Here is a 14737-nt window from a genome sequence, read left to right on the forward strand (position 1 = left end):
AGGACGGAAGCTGCGGTGAGGTGGAAGAGGAGGTCAGGTTTTCGCGGTGCGGGCGTGGCGGGTTTCGTCGAACAGCACGCGCCACGAGACCACGTCGGGGTGTTCGCGGAGCAGCTCCCGGCGTTGGCGGGTGGTCATTCCGCCCCACACCCCGGCGGGGATCTGGTTGTCGAGGGCTTCGGCCAGGCACTCGGTGCGTACCGGGCAGGGGCCGCACACGCGTTTCGCCCCCTTCTTGCGGTAGGCCTCCTCGGCGGCGAACAGCAGCCAGTCGTCGTCGGGGGTGCAGGCGCCGTGCCTGCGCCATCCGTGGGACACGCCTACTCCCGGCACTCGCGGGCAGTGGCGGTTCCCGGGCCGACGGCAGGGGCGGGCACGGCGGTGGAGCCGGTGGGTGGTGTCACGGGGAGTGGTTTCTTGTTCTCGATCATGTGGCCGGGCGGAAGGGAAGTCCGGGGTCAGGGTGGGGGTGTGGCGGGGTGGTCGAGGCGGCCGACGCCGGCGAGGACCCAGGCCTGTTCGGGGGTCCAGGTGGGTTCTCCGGGGGCGGGGCGCCAGTGGCCGACGTGGACGAGGCCGGGGTCGAGCAGGCGCAGGCCGGTGAGGAAGCGGGCGATCTCCTCGGGGGAGCGGGTCTTCCCGGGCGGGGAGAGGGTGGCGTAGAGCTGGTCCAAGTGGGCGGCCTGGTCGGGGGCGACGGTGTTGTCGGGGTGGCTGACGGCCAGGTAGGAGCCGGGGGCGAGGCGGGCGCGCAGGGCGGCCACCGCGTCGTGGGGACGGTCGTGGTCGCCGAGGAAGGCCAGGACCGAGGACAGGATGAGCGCGATGGGGCGGGTGGGGTCGATGAGGCCGGTGACCTCGGGGTGGTCCAGGATGCGGTGGGGGTCGCGCAGGTCGCCGTGCACCACCCGCACCCGGGGGTTCTCGGTGAGCAGGGCGCGGCAGTGGGCCAGGACCAGGTGGTCGTTGTCGACGTAGACCACCCGCGCGGCGGGGGCGGCCGTCTGGGCGATGGTGTGGGTGTTGCCGGTGGTGGGCAGGCCCGAGCCGATGTCGAGGAACTGGGTGACGCCGGCTTCGCCGGCCAGGTGGGTGACGACGCGGCCCAGCCACGCCCGGGTGGCCAGTGCCATGGCGGGCAGGCTGGGGATGGTGTCGGTGAGTTCCCGGACGGCGGCGCGGTCGACCTCGAAGTTGTCCTTGCCGCCGATGAGGTAGTCGTGGACGCGGGCGGGGGAGGGGTTGTAGAAGTCGATCTCGGGTTCGGGGGGGTGCGCGGTCATCGTGTGGGCCTTCGGTGTGCGGACGGACGGGTGGCGGACGGACGGGTGGCGGATGCGGGTGGCCGTGGCGCGGCGGGGATCTTCAGTGACTGTCCCGCGCGGGTAGGGCCAGGCCGATGGCGAGGCCGGCCAGGTGGTTCAGGGTGGTGCCGGGGTCGAGAAGGGTGCGCACGTTCAGGGCGGCCAGGGCCGGGTGGGCGGCGCGCAGGACGTCGCGCAGGCCGATCACGGCGACCGAGGACAGGCCCAGGTCGATGAGGGGGACGTCCCGTGGCAGGGCGTCGGGGGTGGTGGCCAGGGCGTCGGCGGCGAGCCGGGCCAGCGCCTCGGCGGTGGCCGCGGCGTCACCGGGCCCGTCGGCCAGGACCGCGGCCAGACTCGGCCGGTCCGCGCTGCTTGGCGCCTTTTCGCGTTCCCAGAACACCGGGAGCCGGACCGGGGCGCGGCGCGGTTCGGGCCACCGCGCGGGGGTGTGTCCGGCGGTGTGCAGGGCCGCGAGTTGGGTGAGCAGGGCGGCGTGGTCGTCGGCGCCGCCGCGGTCGGTGGCGGCCACCACCAGACTGGAGTCCGCCCCGGTGGTGGCCAGGGTCGAGGCGGCGGCCGAAGCGAGGGTGGAGCGTCCCGCGACCTCCAGCACGACCGCGCCCGGCGCCGCCGCGTCGGCCAGCGCCTCGGCGAACCGCACCGGGGCGCGGAGCTGGTCCGTCCAGTAGCCGGCGTCCAGCCGGTCGCCGTCCACCGGGCCCGCCTGGACGGTGGAGCAGAAGACGGTGCCGGGCGTGGCACGGGGGGCCAGCCCCGCCAGCGCCTCGCCCAGGCGCGGCACCAGCGGCTCCACCGCCGGCGAGTGCGCGGGCACGTCGTCGGCGACGCGGCGCACGTACGCCCCGTCCGCCTCCAGGGCGGCGCGCAGCTCCTCCAACGGGGCCTCGAAGCCGCTCACCACGGTGGTGTCGGGCGCGTTGCGCGCGGCCACGACCAGGGTTTCGGTGTGTCCGTGCTGGTCGATGACGTGTTCGGCGTGCTCCGGGGTCAGGTCGGTGACCAGCAGCCCGCCCAGGTGCTCGGTCTGGGCCAGCAGCGACGAGCGTGCGGCGACCACCCGTGTGGCGTCGTCCAGGGTGAGCGCCCCGGCGGCGTGCGCGGCGGCGACCTCGCCGAGCGAGTGCCCGATCACCACGTCGGGGGCGTACCCCCAGTGCCGCCAGGTCGCGGCCTGGGCGACCTGGGTGAGGAAGATGGCGTGCTGGGCGGCCTCGAACCCGTCGATCTCCTGGCCCGGCCGCCACACCGCGCGGCCCAGGTGCGCGACCAGCGCGTCGCGGGCCTCCTCCAGCGCCTCGCGGAACACGGGCAGGTCCCGGTAGGAGCTCCGGGCCATCGCCGCGTGCTGGGAGCCCTGGCCGGCGAACATCCACACCAGCGGCCCCGGCCGGGCCGGCGCGGCGCGCGGCCCGACCAGCGCGGGGTGGGGGGTCCCGTCGGCGAGCGCGCGCAGCGCGTCGGCCGCCTTCTCGGAGGTGGAGGCGACGACGGCGGCCCGCACCGGGGCGTGGTCGCGGCGGTGCTGCGCGGTCGAGGCCACCGCGCCCGCGTCCGCACCCTCGGCCAGGAGCGACGCCCACGCCTCGGCGGTCCCCGCCAGCCGGGCGGGGGTGGCGGCGCTGACGGGGACGAGGAAGAACCCCGCCCCCGCTTCCGGTGCCGGGTCCGGTTCGGGGTCGGGGGCCTGCTCCAGGACGACGTGCACGTTGGAGCCGCCGAACCCGAACGCGCTCACCCCGGCGGTGCGGGGCCGCCCCGTCTCGGGCCAGGGCTCGGCCTCGGTCGGCACCCGCAGGGGCTGCCGCGCCAGGGCCGGGCGGGGCCGGGTGTGGTTGGCGGTCGGCGGTACCGTGCCGTGGTGGATCGCGAGCGCGGCGGCGACCACCCCGACCAGCCCGGACGCGCCCTCGCTGTGGCCGAGTACGCCCTTGACCGACCCGACCAGCAGTGGCCGCTCCGCGGGGCGGCCCGCGCCGGGCACCGCGGCCAGGGCGCGCGTCTCGGAGGAGTCGCCGGCCTTGGTGCCGGTGCCGTGTGCCTGCACGTAGTCCACGTGCGCGGGGTCCAGGTCCGCGGCCGCGTACGCCGCGGCGAGCAGGGCCCGGTGCGCGGGCGGGTTGGGGGCGTACAGGCCGCGGGAGCGGCCGTCGGAGTTGGCGGCCGAGCCGCGCACCACCGCGTAGACCCGGTCCCGGTCCTCCCGCGCGTCGGCGAGGCGGCGCAGCACCACGGCCACGACTCCTTCGGCGCGCACGTACCCGTCGCCCGCCTCGTCGAAGGGGCGGCACACCCCGTCGGGCGCGAGCACCCCGGCGTCGGCGAACGCGGCCGTGACCCCGGGGTTGAGCAGGATGTTGGAGCCGGTGACGATCGCGGTGTCGACCTCGCCCAGCTCCACGGAGCGGCGGGCCAGGTGCAGCGCGGTCGCCGACGCGCTGCACGCGGTGTCCACGGCCATGGACGGGCCCCGCAGGTCCAGCAGGTAGGAGACCCGGTTGGCCAGGATCGACGGCGACGTCCCCGACACGGTGCCCATCGCGATCGCGCGGCCGGGCGCGAAGTTGATCCCCGCCTGGTCGAAAGACGCGGACCCGGACCACACGCCGACCCGATCCGACCCGGCCAGCGCGCCGGGCGCGATCCCGGCGTCGGCCAGCGCCTCGGTCACGACCTCGGCGATCATGCGCTGCTGGGGGTCCATCTCGGCGGCCTCGGCCGCGCCGATGGCGAAGAAGGCGTGGTCGAAGGCGTCGATGTCGTCGATCACCCCGACGCTCCACGGCCGCTCGGGCCGCTGGTCGGGGTGCAGGCGTCCGACCATCCGCGCCCACCGGTCCGCGGGGATCGGCCCCGTCAGATCCTCGCCCGCCGTGAGCGCGTCCCACAGTTTTTGAGGGGAGTCGACGCCGCCGGGCAGGCGGCAGCCGATCCCGGTGACCGCCGCACGCGTCCGTGGCTGCCGGGAGCTCATCGGGTCACCACCCACACCCCGGTGCATCCGTGCACTTCGTAGCGCACCTCGGAGAAGTGCTTCTCCAGGAGCGCGCGCAGGTCCTCGGAGGAGTCGTTGGCGTTGGCGAACGTGTTGCTCTGGCCGTTGTAGGTGTTCATCAGCCTGGTGGCGAGCCCGTTGAGGACCACGCCCTCGCCCTTGGCCAGGATCGTGGCGCCGATAAACCTCCCGCCCGGTCGGAGCGCCTTGGCCGCCTCGGCGATCAGCCCCTCCTTGTCCAGCATGCTCGAACCGCGCACGGTGTGCAGCATCATGTGGCAGTCCACCGAGTCGAGGCCGCCCTCGGCCACCGGCCACGGCTTGAGCGCGTCCTGCTCGATCGTGCGCACGTCGAACCGGCCCCGGAGCCGGTCCCCGGCGACCTTCAGGCAGGTGGCGTTCAGGTCCATCAGGGTCAGCGAGCGCAGCGCCGTGGAAGGCGGCAGCTTGGACAGGAAGTAGCCGTTTCCGGGACCGACCGTCAGGTGGTTCGCCCCGATGTTGTCGGCGTGGTTGCGGTGCAGGACGGAGTTGGGAACCTGCCAGGCGAAACGGTGGCTGAAACGGATCACATAAGGCGTGTAGACGAAACCCAGCACGGCCGGGCTGTAGGCGTTGGGGTTGGGCTCGTTGGATCTGCGGGGTCGGGAAGGGGGCTGGGGCATGAGGGGGCCTCGATTCGGCGCGTGGGTGTAGAGGAGCGGAGACGGCGAGGAGGTCAGGTGGTGAGGAACCAGTCGGAGAACGCGGCGGGGTGATCGAAGGAGGACACCCACTCGTCGGCGACGGCCGGGTCGGTCGAGGCCTGGGCGAACGTCGCCAGCACGGTCTCGGGCAGGGTGCCGGCCCAGAACTCGGTGACCATGCGGGAGAAGTCGCTGGTGTAGCGGCCGTGCGCCCGCCAGTACGCCTCGTAGGCGCCGGTCAGGAACGCGGCGTCGGACAGGAGCCCTCCCGCGGCGGCGCGGTCCAGGAGCCACTCGCGCACGGTCGCCGCGACCAGCGTGGAGGCGGCCGCGCCCTGCCCCGAGGCGGGGTCCACGGTCAGCACCAGGTCACCGATTCCCAGCACCGGGGTGCCGCCGACCATCGCGACCGGGCGGCGCACCGCCGGATCCACGCGGACCACGAGCGCCGAGTGGTCCACGGCCTCGGCCCCGGCGCACCGCTCGGCCAGCGCCGGGGCGCACCGCCGCAGCGCGCCGGCGGTGAACGCCCCGACCTGGGGGGTCGGGTCGGCGCGGCGGCGCGGCCCCGGACCGGCGGGGTCGAGCAGGCCTGGGTCCAGCGGCCCGCCGGGGCGGGCGAAGACCTGCACGCTCGTGGCGGGCCCGTCCGGAGTCAGCACCGGAACCGCGACGACCTCGCCGTGCGGAGTGGTGGCCACTTCCATGTCGGCGCCGCCGGGGACGACGCCGTCGAGGTAGACCTGGGAGACGACCCGGGCGGTGGCGCCGCCCGAACGGGAGGCGTCGTTCTCGAACAGGACGCCGAGTTCGCTCCGGCTGCCTCCGGCGAGCACCACCACGTCGTACATGCCCCGCCGGGCGAACCACTCCAGGTCCGACAGCGTGACCGTTTTGACGTGCACGCTCCCGCCCTGGTCCTCGAAGTGCTCGAGCCAGTCCGCGGTCTTGAGCCGGTGGTCGACCGCGTACCCGGGGGCCGGCAGACGGCCGGTGAACGACGACGGCGGCGCGTTGTCGGGGCCCATGGTGAGCCGGATCGACGTGAACCCCGGGGCGCTCGCGGACCAGAAGTCCAGGTGCGCGTCCCGCTCGGCGGCCAGGACCGCGGGAAAGGTGAGCTGGGTCAGGGCGGGCGGACGCGCGCGCAGCTCGGCGGTGGAGTCGCGGGTGAACACGTCCACCGCCACGCCCCGGCCCAGCAGCCCGGCGGCCAGCATCAGCCCGGACTGGCCCGACCCGACGATCAACATCCTGGTCATGACCGGCCTCCTTCGTGACCGTCATCCATCGCAGGGGGCAGGGCCGGAAGCCGGTCTCGGGCGACGCGCAGGGCATCGCGCAGCAGCCCCACCCCCGAGGCGCGCAGTCGCAGGTCGCAGAGTATGACCGGGACTGCGGACGCCAGCTCCAACAGCTCCCGAACCGCGGACGAGGACGGCAGCGGAATGCCGGCCACCATGGACACGGCGACCACGAACGGGACGCCCCGCTCCTCCAGCAGCGCGATGTGCTCGTAGGCCGCTGCGACCTCGCGCGGGTGCGCCAGCACGATTGCCGCCGCAGCATCGCGCAGCGCCTCGTCCCACATCGGGTCGGTCCACGGCGCGGACGGCGCGCCCACCAGCGCCAGCACCAGACCGTCGGGCAGGATGCGGCGCCCGACGTTCATCACCACCGCCCCCGCGGCGAACGCCCCGGGCCAGGACGAGACCGACATCTCAGCCAGGCCGTCCGCGGAGTACACCAGGTCGGCCACCAGCAGCGGAGGGGAATCCGACAGGGCGGCCACCAGCGTGGACTTTCCGGCCCCCGGCGCACCCGTCACCAGCACCTTCACCGAGGTCAGCGAACCGTCAAAGACCGGCGAGGGCATCGAGAACCCCTTCCAACATGATCCGCGTGGGCACACCGGTGCCCGCACGCAGCAGCCCCTGCTCCACCAGGCCGGTGACCAGAACCAGCGCCGCGCCCCGGGGGATCTGCAACCGGGCCGCGACCTCCACCAGCAGCAACGGCTGCTGCGCTTCCAGGCATACTCCATACACGGCTCCGGCCCCGTCAGGCAGCGCCACGACCACCGGATCTGACGGTGCCACCGAAGCGTCGGCCACCCGCACCAGGGTGTGGGCCTGCACCATTACTCGCGGACACGACCCGCGCCGAGGCGCGCCGGCTTCAGGACGGAAGGAAACACGGGTCATCGGACCGCGACCTCCCGCCGGCCGTTCCGCAGCTGCTGGCGCAGCCGCGGGGTGAGCGCGTGCCCGGCGCCCTCGACCAGCACGGCCATCTGGTAGGCCACCACCTTCATGTCGGCGTCCGGCGCGGTCAGAACCGCCAGTGAGGAACCCTCACCGATCGCCGTCACCACCAGGTGGCCGCGCCGCATCCGCAGCAGCAGCTCCTCGCTCTCGCCCTTGCCGAACAGCCAGGCCGCCCCCTTGGCCAGGGACTGCAGCCCGCTGACGACCGCCGCCAGCTGCTCGGCGTGCTCGACGGGGAAACCGCGCGAAGAGGTGAGTAGTAGCCCGTCCGCGGACACCACGACCGCGTGCTCGACCCCCGAAACCTCGGAGGCGAAGTTGCCGACCAGCCATGCGAAATCCTCGGGAGTGAACACCTGTAATGGTTTGGCGCCGCTTGAGGTGGGGGGACCCTGGTGTGTTCTGTGCATGCTGTAATCGTTGCGAAGCGGCTGTGCGCAGTGCTTGCCCGTACGAGGGGTACCCATCATGGGTAGAGCCGCTGATGGCAATTCATGTGCAACCGTCGAGGATGTCTGCGAGACAAGCGATGAGCGACTATGTTCCTCCTGCCGCACTCCCGACTCATGTCTTGCAGCGCTTGGATGTCCAGCAGGCCCTAGCGCGTAAGGACTTCGGTCGTCTCTTCTACCTCACCCGCAAATGGGGCGGTATCAGCTACAGCAAGATTGCCGAGTCTTGCGATATCAAACCCGAACGGGTGGGAACCCTGGCCCGAGGGAAAGGAGGAATTACCACTTACGACAAGATCATCCAGATTGCTGACGGAATGCGGATCCCCGGGCACTTCCTCGGTCTACTCCCTCGTCCATGGGAAGCCGCCACTGCCAGTAGTTCTATCGCTGGGCAGCCTGGTCATCCAGAAGTCGCTGCAGTGGAGCTTGCGGGACAGATGTACGAATCCGAACTCCTGCGACACCTGGGTCAGCAGTGGCATCACCTGGTCAAGACCGACAATCTGCTCGGCCCGCGAGCAGCTCTACGAGGAGTCTGCGACCAGATCCGAATCATTGAAGAACTCCTGAATCTGGCGTCCTTCGGAACGGCCCTGCGCAAAGGACTGCTGTCTCTGGCAGCACGCTACGCCGAATCAGCCTCCTGGCTGTATGAGGACTCCGGCGATGTCGTTAAAGCCCATGCCTGGACCGACCGTGCTGTTCAATGGGCTTACGAAGCTGATGACCAAGCCATGCTGGCCTGGGCGTTCTTTCGGAAGAGCCAACAGGCCGAAGAGCCTGGCAACAGCATCGCTCTGGCTGAGACAGCTCAACGCAACCGCGACGCACTACCCAGGCCAATGCGTTCGGCTATCGTCCAGCAGCAGGCCGCTGGTTTCGCGCGCATTGGGGATGAACAAGGCGCACACCGCCTCTTCGATCAGGCTTTGGAATGGGCGGTGGACCCAGACCTCTACGGCGATGCCCGCAACGGTCACGGCAGTTTCTGCACGCTCAGCTACATCGAACTCGAGCGCGCCCGTGCCTGGACCGTTTTGGGGCTTCCTCAGCGCGCCGTCGCTATCTATGACCACGTCATTCCCCGCATGCCAGTCGTCTACCAACGCGACCGAGGTGTCGCGCTCGCTCGCTGTGCTGCCGCCTACACCTTCCTTGAAGAGCCCGAACACGCTGCTGTTTTAGCCCGCGAGGCTTTGGCGATCGCCCATGCCACCGGGACCGGCAGAGCGGTCAATGACCTTGCCGCTATCGCTGCTCCTCTTCGTCGGCACCAAGCTCTGCCTGTGGTGAAGAGGCTTCTCAACGAACTTGATGCGGCAGGAGAGAATTGATCATGGCCAACCCCACCGAACAGGCCGCGATGAGACGCGCTATCGCGCTTTCAGCCCATGGTCTGGGTACTACCAGCCCCAATCCGCCTGTGGGATGCCTGATTCTCGATGTCACTGGAAAGCCGGTAGGGGAGGGCTATCACCATCGCAAGGGCGAAGCCCACGCAGAAGCCTTGGCCCTCGCCCAAGCAGGAGTCCGCGCACGAGGGGGGACCGCAATCGTGACTCTGGAACCGTGCAACCATCACGGCCGCACCCCACCCTGCCGTCAAGCCCTCATCGATGCCCGCATTGCCCGCGTTGTCATCTCCCTGATCGATCCCACATCCCGGGGTGAAGGCGGTGCAGCACTCCTACGTACCGCCGGCCTCGACGTCGAAGTCGGGGTTCTCGCGGACGAAACCAGACTGGTCCTGGGGCCCTGGATGGAAACTCTGAACACCCGTCATCCGAACGTGTGGTGGGCCTACACTTTCGGTCCCAACGGGGTTGCCGCTTCTGATTTTTCTCGTATCCGTACTCACGCGGACGCGGTTATCTTTGCCGATGGCCGTATCGCTGAAGCTGTTCCGGACAGTCACGGGGTCGGTATCCTCAACATCCCTGACCGTCACGATCCTGCCGATCCTTTCGCCACTCTGCGCGCATTGTTCGACGGTGGAGTCCGCACCGTCCAGCTTCACGGAGGGTACGAGCTCGCCGGACCGTTTCTTCAGCGGAGCCTGATCAATCAAATTACCGCTCGGCTCACTGCTGAAGGCCATGGAAAAAGCGACGGTAAGTGGGAAATCCTTCCGGATGGCTTTGCTATCAGCGGCATCACGCGTGAAGCAGACGCGGTCATCATCGAGGCCGCTTTGAGTTGAACCGAACGGGCGCAGAAGCGCGTACCGCTACCAGCTTCGCTCGCCCGTGATCTTCGAAACCCGCTGCTGAGATTTAATTCGTGGGGTTACGGATCCAGGAACAGACCGGTCCCAGCCAGACACCCCTCGAGTACTCCGGGGCGGTACTGCATGGGTTTGAGTCGGGCGCGGATCAGCGCGGCGAGCTGGTCGATACCTCCGGGTACCAGGTTGGCCAGGCCGCCGCGCATCACCGACCACACCCCCTCGACCGGGTTGAGGTCAGGGGCATAGCCGGGCAGCTGCTCCTTGACCGGGCGCCACCGCGCGGTGAGGTCGCCGTGGTAGAAGTCCACGGGGCCGCCGCGCGCGGCCTCCAGGTGGTGGCGCAGGGCCAGCAGGTCGCGGTCCACGTCCCCGCTGCGCTCGGTCGGCTCGTCGGCGAAGGCGTCGACGATCTGCTGCTTGTGGGTCCGCGACACGATCGCCTCGAACACGGCGGGGAACGTCAGGTGCAGGAGGGCGTTGCGCTGGCTGTACGCCGTCATGACGGGAATCGAGTCCACGATGCCGCGGAACGTCCACGGGTCGTCCAGGGCCTGGCGGCGGCTGTCCGGAGGGAGGGCCTTCCACGCCTGCACCAGGCGGACGAGCCAGCCGATCTGGCGGTCCCGGTAGGCGACGTAGGCGCGGCCGACGTTCGCGAACCCGTCACCGAGCGCGCTGTCCAGGCCCGAGGGGACCGGGATCGGTTCGGCCGCGGCCGCGAGGACACGCGACAGCAGGGCCTTCTTGGCCGGGGCGCCCACGTTGCTGGGCGCGAGAAGGTGCAGGAAAAGCAGTTCGCCGAGAAGCTGGACGGTCTCCGTGGGAGCGCCGTGCAGCTTGCGCTCCACCGTTTCGGTGAAGGACTCCTTCTCCAGCCGCGGAGGATCGACGAACCGGAGGCGCAGATCGTCGGCGACGGCGGCGGTCCACACCGCGCGTTCGGGCGTGAACAGGGAGCCGTCTCCTGCGAAGCCGGCTTTCACCAGGGCGCGGGTGGCGGCGTGGATGGGTCTCTCGGGCACCTGCTCTGGCCCTTCGGGGTCGAGGGGACGCGTTCTTCGTGGTCGGCGGCGTCTCGAAGGAGTGGGATTCTCCACCATTCTAGTGGCCGGGGAAAGAGGCATTAGCCATGGTCTTTTCTCCCCCCATGAAGAAGGGCCCGGACGCATGGGTGTGCGCTGACGGGTCAGGCCTCTGGAAAACGTGGAGGAGTCTCACCGATATCCCGGCGGTGGATTGCCGGTGCGTGCACGCCATTCCGGTTCGCTGTATGTTGGCGACTGGTGGAAGCCAGTTCTATTCCGATTGAAGGAGAAAGAAGCCATGGTGCAGAAAGTCCGCGTTCCTCTTGTTGACGACCTCAACGGCGGGCAGGCCGAGGAGGCGGTCCCGTTCGGGGTCGACGGCTCCGTCTACGAGATCGACCTCAGCGGCGACAACGCCGCTTCGGCGTTGACCACCGGAGGGAAGTCGCAGAAGGACCCGAGGAACGAGGACACCCCCGCCCCGGACTCGCCCAGCACGACCAGCTTGACCAGCAGCGGCTCCGCGGGAGCGGGGTCAAAGACGTCGAAGGCCATCAAGGACCCCTTCCACGACCTCAGGGGGGTACGGGAGGACCGGGCGGGCCGACACCCGCAGCAGACCGGGACCGGCGAGTTCGGAGGCCAGGACCACGGCGACGCCGAGGGGCAGCCGTTGGCGCGCGGCGATCTCGGCCACCGCGACCGGACGCGGCGCGCACCGCACCGCTTCGTACACCGCCACCACCGCGTCGGGAAGGCCGGCGGCGGATCGGTTCGGGTCAGCGGCGCTGAGGAGGCTGTGCGCGAACACCGTCCTCGACCATCGCGGGCGCGGCGGCGAGGGCTCGGTCGGACGCGGGGCCGATGCGGGCGTCACGACACCGGTCTCGGGGGAACCGTCCGCAGCTGCTGGCGCAGCCGCGGGGTGAGCGCGTGCCCGGCGCCCTCGACCAGCACGGCCATCTGGTAGGCCACCACCTTCATGTCGGCGCCCGGCGCGGTCAGAACCGCCAGTGAGGAACCCTCACCGATCGCCGTCACCACCAGGTGGCCGCGCCGCATCCGCAGCAGCAGCTCCTCGCTCTCGCCCTTGCCGAACAGCCAGGCCGCTCCCTTGGCCAGGGACTGCAGCCCGCTGACGATCGCCGCCAGCTGCTCGGCGTGCTCGACGGGGAAACCGCGCGAAGAGGTGAGTAGTAGCCCGTCCGCCGACACCACGACCGCGTGCTCGACCCCCGAAACCTCGGAGGCGAAGTCGCCGACCAGCCAGACGAAATCCTCGGGAGTGGATACGGTGCCCATCACCACTCCAGTCCGGGAGAGGACGCGGACTCTGTGTGCGACCAGGCGCACCGATACCGGTAATTCATGGAAACGAGTCTCGGAGAAGAGGGAATAGGATCCCATTAGAAGCCGATAGTGATCTGCAATGAATTGCGATATTGCTGCAATGAAGAGGCGGTGGTTGTCCTGGTCTGCGGGAATTGTGGCCGTGAGCGCGGAGGTGTCGCCGGGTGCCGGTGTATTCCCTCGGGGTTCTGGCGGAGACCGGAGGTCGCGGCGGCACTGGAGTCCCGGGATGTGACGCGCGTCGTTCGGCTGCTGCGGGCGCACACCGACCTGAGCCAGGACGCCATCGCCCGAATGACCGACCTGTCGCAGGGGATGCTCTCGCAGATGGAGTCCGGGCAACGCTCCCTGCGCTCGGCCACCAAGAAGCAGCGCGCCCTCGAAGGACTCGGCGCACCGGAACCTGCCGTCGAACGACCGGACAAAACCCCGGAAGCACCGAAGGAAAACCGCAGTGGCGTGTTTATCCCAGCTCCCGAACTACCACCGGACGAGCTGCCGAAGCCGCTGTCGTCACGTGGCGGCAGGCGTGTCGGCACAGCCGTAGCCGACACTCTGGCATCGCGTGTGCATGCCTTGCGTCTGGCTGACGACTTCCTCGCTGGAGGCGACCTGATCGGCCCTGCACGGCGTGAACTGGAAGCCGCCGTGGCGCTTCACCGGGGCAGCGTCTACACGGACCGTGTGGGAAACGCGCTCTTGGTCGCTATCGGCGAGTTCTCACAGATCACCGGATGGATACTCAGCGACGCCGGACAGCACTCCGAAGCGGAACAGGTTTACCGGCTCGGCCTGAGCGCGGCCCGGGAGGCCGGGGACTCCGCCCTTGCCGGGCACCTCGCGGGAAGCCTGGCCTACCAGTGGACCAACACCGGCCGCGAGCGCGAAGGACTGCGACTGGCGCTGGCCGCGCTCGACGAAGCAGGCTCGCACGCGCACCCGAAAACACGCGCACTGTTCCTCGACCGCGTCGCCTGGGCCCACACCCGAAACGGTGACCAGCAAGCCGCGGTCCGCGCTCTGGGCGAGGCACACGACACCCTGGTCCAGGTCGCCGCCGACGAAGCTCCGACCTGGGCATACTGGGTCTCAGACGACGAACTGGAGGTGATGGACGCCCGGGTCTACACCGAACTGCACCGCCCCCTGCGCGCCGTTCCCCTGCTCTCAACCGTTCTGGGGCGCTACGACACCACCCACGCCCGCGAGTTCGCGCTCTACCTGTCGTGGCTCGCCGTGGCACTGACCGACGCCAACGAACCCGAGCAGGCCGCCGAGGTCACCACGCGCATGCTGGCCGTATCCGCCGACACGGCCAGCGACCGCACCGCGCAGCGCTCGCGTGTTGTTCTGCGGCATCTGACACGCTTCCGCGACGTGCCCGAGGTCGAAGAACTGTTCGCCTCACTCCCAGACCCCGGGGAACGGAAAACCACGGACCGGTCGTGCTGAGGTCCGGATGAGCACCTCCACCACCCCCACGCCGACCGGCGGCAGCCTCTCCCTCGCCACCCTCCCCGCGGTCCTGGACGCCGTATGCGCCCAGGCCGGACTCGATCCCGCTGGCGCGCGGCTGATCAAGTTCACCAACAACGCCGCGCTCCGGCTCGCCTCCGCGCCGGTGGTGGTGCGCATCGCCGGATCACGGGCGATCAGCACCAGTATCACCAAGGTCGTGAACGTCGCGGCCTGGCTGGCCGAACACGACATGCCCACGGTCCGGCTGCTGCCCGGCATCACCCAGCCCGTCCACGCCGCCGGTCACGCCGCCACGCTCTGGGAGGAGGTCCCCGCCACCGGCCCCGCTCCCACCGGGGCCGACCTCGGCCGGATCCTGCGCCGGTTCCACGCCCTGCCCGAACCGGGCTTCGAACTGCCGCGCTGGGATCCCTTCACCCGGATCCGCACACGCATCGACGACGCCCGCGGCATCGGTCCGGACGACCGGGAGTGGCTGCTGGAGCGCTGCGCCGAGACCGAGACCGCGGTCCGGGCGCTGGACTACAGACTGGAGCCCGGCCCCATCCACGGGGACCCGTTCCCGGGCAACCTCGTCCCCGGCCCCGACGGCCCCGTCCTGTGCGACTTCGACGGAGTCTCCCACGGCCCCCGCGAATGGGACCTCACCCCCGTGGCCGTGGGACGGCTGCGCATGAACTACCCCGTCGACCACCACACCCCGCTCGCCGCGGCCTACGGCGCCGACGTCACCGCCTGGCCCGGGTTCGACGTCCTGCGCCGGGTTCGCGAGCTGGTCCTGGTCACCAGCGTCCTGCCCCAACTGGACAGCAACCCCGGCCTCCGCGCCCAGTGGGAGCCCCGCTACCGGAGCCTGCGCCAGAGTGACACCAGGACCCGCTGGAACACCTACCGCTGATCCATAGTGATTAGAACCCGGGCGGCGCGG

The 14737-nt window shown here is 70.6% G+C and carries 16 protein-coding genes and 1 pseudogene; 5 read left to right on the forward strand and 12 right to left on the reverse strand.

All coding sequences use genetic code 11. The features are described from left to right. Positions 1 to 33 precede the first annotated feature (33 nt). The 8 genes from EV190_RS05645 to EV190_RS05680 all read right to left on the reverse strand — a co-directional run bounded on the left by EV190_RS05645 (position 34) and on the right by EV190_RS05680 (position 7629). Entirely contained in the window at positions 34 to 318 is a 285-nt protein-coding gene (locus EV190_RS05645; protein WP_133740366.1) for a WhiB family transcriptional regulator, read from the reverse strand. 140 nt (positions 319 to 458) lie between these two features. Continuing rightward, positions 459 to 1283, reverse strand: a complete 825-nt coding sequence (locus tag EV190_RS05650; RefSeq protein ID WP_133740367.1) for an SAM-dependent methyltransferase — start codon at positions 1281 to 1283, stop codon at positions 459 to 461. A gap of 82 nt (positions 1284 to 1365) precedes the next feature. Continuing rightward, the gene (locus EV190_RS05655) at positions 1366 to 4299 is read right to left on the reverse strand and encodes a type I polyketide synthase (RefSeq protein ID WP_166655385.1); all 2934 of its coding nucleotides are present in this window, start codon (positions 4297 to 4299) and stop codon (positions 1366 to 1368) included. Further along, positions 4296 to 4985, reverse strand: a complete 690-nt coding sequence (locus tag EV190_RS05660) for a class I SAM-dependent methyltransferase (protein ID WP_133740369.1) — start codon at positions 4983 to 4985, stop codon at positions 4296 to 4298. Before EV190_RS05660 ends, EV190_RS05655 begins: the two co-directional genes overlap by 4 nt. Before the next feature lie 53 nt (positions 4986 to 5038). After that, entirely contained in the window at positions 5039 to 6268 is a 1230-nt protein-coding gene (locus EV190_RS05665) for a styrene monooxygenase/indole monooxygenase family protein (protein WP_133740370.1), read from the reverse strand. Further along, the gene (locus tag EV190_RS05670; protein ID WP_133740371.1) at positions 6265 to 6882 is read right to left on the reverse strand and encodes a hypothetical protein; all 618 of its coding nucleotides are present in this window, start codon (positions 6880 to 6882) and stop codon (positions 6265 to 6267) included. The genes EV190_RS05665 and EV190_RS05670 overlap by 4 nt, the downstream gene beginning before the upstream one ends. Beyond that, positions 6863 to 7147 carry a DUF742 domain-containing protein gene (locus EV190_RS05675; protein WP_166655386.1) on the reverse strand — a complete coding sequence of 95 codons (285 nt, stop codon included), beginning with the start codon at positions 7145 to 7147 and terminating at the stop codon, positions 6863 to 6865. The genes EV190_RS05670 and EV190_RS05675 overlap by 20 nt, the downstream gene beginning before the upstream one ends. Positions 7148 to 7206: 59 nt before the next feature. Further along, entirely contained in the window at positions 7207 to 7629 is a 423-nt protein-coding gene (locus EV190_RS05680; RefSeq protein ID WP_243742376.1) for a roadblock/LC7 domain-containing protein, read from the reverse strand. A gap of 173 nt (positions 7630 to 7802) precedes the next feature. Between EV190_RS05680 and EV190_RS23940 the strand changes: the two genes are divergently transcribed. Both EV190_RS23940 and ribD read left to right on the forward strand, forming a co-directional pair. Beyond that, positions 7803 to 9062 (forward strand): hypothetical protein, encoded by a 1260-nt coding sequence (locus tag EV190_RS23940; RefSeq protein WP_243742377.1) that lies wholly within the window; start codon positions 7803 to 7805, stop codon positions 9060 to 9062. Positions 9063 to 9064: 2 nt separating this feature from the next. Beyond that, entirely contained in the window at positions 9065 to 9928 is an 864-nt protein-coding gene (gene ribD / locus EV190_RS05690) for a bifunctional diaminohydroxyphosphoribosylaminopyrimidine deaminase/5-amino-6-(5-phosphoribosylamino)uracil reductase RibD (protein WP_133740374.1), read from the forward strand. A gap of 86 nt (positions 9929 to 10014) precedes the next feature. Here the strand turns inward: ribD and EV190_RS05695 are convergent, their stop codons facing one another. Further along, entirely contained in the window at positions 10015 to 10977 is a 963-nt protein-coding gene (locus EV190_RS05695; RefSeq protein ID WP_133740375.1) for a hypothetical protein, read from the reverse strand. Positions 10978 to 11278: 301 nt separating this feature from the next. Between EV190_RS05695 and EV190_RS05700 the strand changes: the two are divergent. Further along, a pseudogene (locus EV190_RS05700) lies at positions 11279 to 11401 on the forward strand (Lsr2 dimerization domain-containing protein); the annotation flags it as partial. Here EV190_RS05700 and EV190_RS23295 read toward each other — a convergent pair. The 3 genes from EV190_RS23295 to EV190_RS05710 all read right to left on the reverse strand — a co-directional run bounded on the left by EV190_RS23295 (position 11368) and on the right by EV190_RS05710 (position 12282). Further along, entirely contained in the window at positions 11368 to 11535 is a 168-nt protein-coding gene (locus EV190_RS23295; protein WP_166655387.1) for a hypothetical protein, read from the reverse strand. The pseudogene EV190_RS05700 and the gene EV190_RS23295 overlap by 34 nt on opposite strands. Next, positions 11516 to 11791, reverse strand: a complete 276-nt coding sequence (locus EV190_RS05705) for a DUF742 domain-containing protein (RefSeq protein WP_208113059.1) — start codon at positions 11789 to 11791, stop codon at positions 11516 to 11518. Before EV190_RS05705 ends, EV190_RS23295 begins: the two co-directional genes overlap by 20 nt. A gap of 62 nt (positions 11792 to 11853) precedes the next feature. Further along, a complete protein-coding gene (locus tag EV190_RS05710; protein WP_133740377.1) occupies positions 11854 to 12282 on the reverse strand; it encodes a roadblock/LC7 domain-containing protein in 429 nt (142 codons plus the stop codon). A gap of 279 nt (positions 12283 to 12561) precedes the next feature. On the opposite strand from EV190_RS05710, the gene EV190_RS05715 reads away from it, so the two are divergent. Beyond that, complete coding sequence (locus tag EV190_RS05715; RefSeq protein WP_208113060.1) at positions 12562 to 13782, forward strand: helix-turn-helix domain-containing protein; 1221 nt, start codon at positions 12562 to 12564, stop codon at positions 13780 to 13782. Between the two features lie 7 nt (positions 13783 to 13789). Further along, entirely contained in the window at positions 13790 to 14707 is a 918-nt protein-coding gene (locus EV190_RS05720) for a phosphotransferase enzyme family protein (RefSeq protein WP_133740378.1), read from the forward strand. Positions 14708 to 14737: the final 30 nt, after the last annotated feature.

The sequence above is a fragment of the Actinorugispora endophytica genome, assembly GCF_004363075.1.
GTDB classification, from domain to species: Bacteria; Actinomycetota; Actinomycetes; order Streptosporangiales; family Streptosporangiaceae; genus Actinorugispora; species Actinorugispora endophytica.

What these genes read in the sequence shown, in the direction of transcription:
- EV190_RS05670 (WP_133740371.1), bottom strand. Translation starts at nt 6,882, where the DNA reads ATGCCCTCGCCGGTCTTTGACGGTTCGCTGACCTCGGTGAAGGTGCTG.
- EV190_RS05675 (WP_166655386.1), bottom strand. Translation starts at nt 7,147, where the DNA reads ATGGTGCAGGCCCACACCCTGGTGCGGGTGGCCGACGCTTCGGTGGCA.
- EV190_RS05660 (WP_133740369.1), bottom strand. Translation starts at nt 4,985, where the DNA reads ATGCCCCAGCCCCCTTCCCGACCCCGCAGATCCAACGAGCCCAACCCC.
- EV190_RS05720 (WP_133740378.1), top strand. Translation starts at nt 13,790, where the DNA reads ATGAGCACCTCCACCACCCCCACGCCGACCGGCGGCAGCCTCTCCCTC.
- EV190_RS23295 (WP_166655387.1), bottom strand. Translation starts at nt 11,535, where the DNA reads ATGGCCTTCGACGTCTTTGACCCCGCTCCCGCGGAGCCGCTGCTGGTC.
- EV190_RS05710 (WP_133740377.1), bottom strand. Translation starts at nt 12,282, where the DNA reads ATGGGCACCGTATCCACTCCCGAGGATTTCGTCTGGCTGGTCGGCGAC.
- EV190_RS23940 (WP_243742377.1), top strand. Translation starts at nt 7,803, where the DNA reads ATGAGCGACTATGTTCCTCCTGCCGCACTCCCGACTCATGTCTTGCAG.
- EV190_RS05650 (WP_133740367.1), bottom strand. Translation starts at nt 1,283, where the DNA reads ATGACCGCGCACCCCCCCGAACCCGAGATCGACTTCTACAACCCCTCC.
- EV190_RS05655 (WP_166655385.1), bottom strand. Translation starts at nt 4,299, where the DNA reads ATGAGCTCCCGGCAGCCACGGACGCGTGCGGCGGTCACCGGGATCGGC.
- ribD (WP_133740374.1), top strand. Translation starts at nt 9,065, where the DNA reads ATGGCCAACCCCACCGAACAGGCCGCGATGAGACGCGCTATCGCGCTT.
- EV190_RS05665 (WP_133740370.1), bottom strand. Translation starts at nt 6,268, where the DNA reads ATGACCAGGATGTTGATCGTCGGGTCGGGCCAGTCCGGGCTGATGCTG.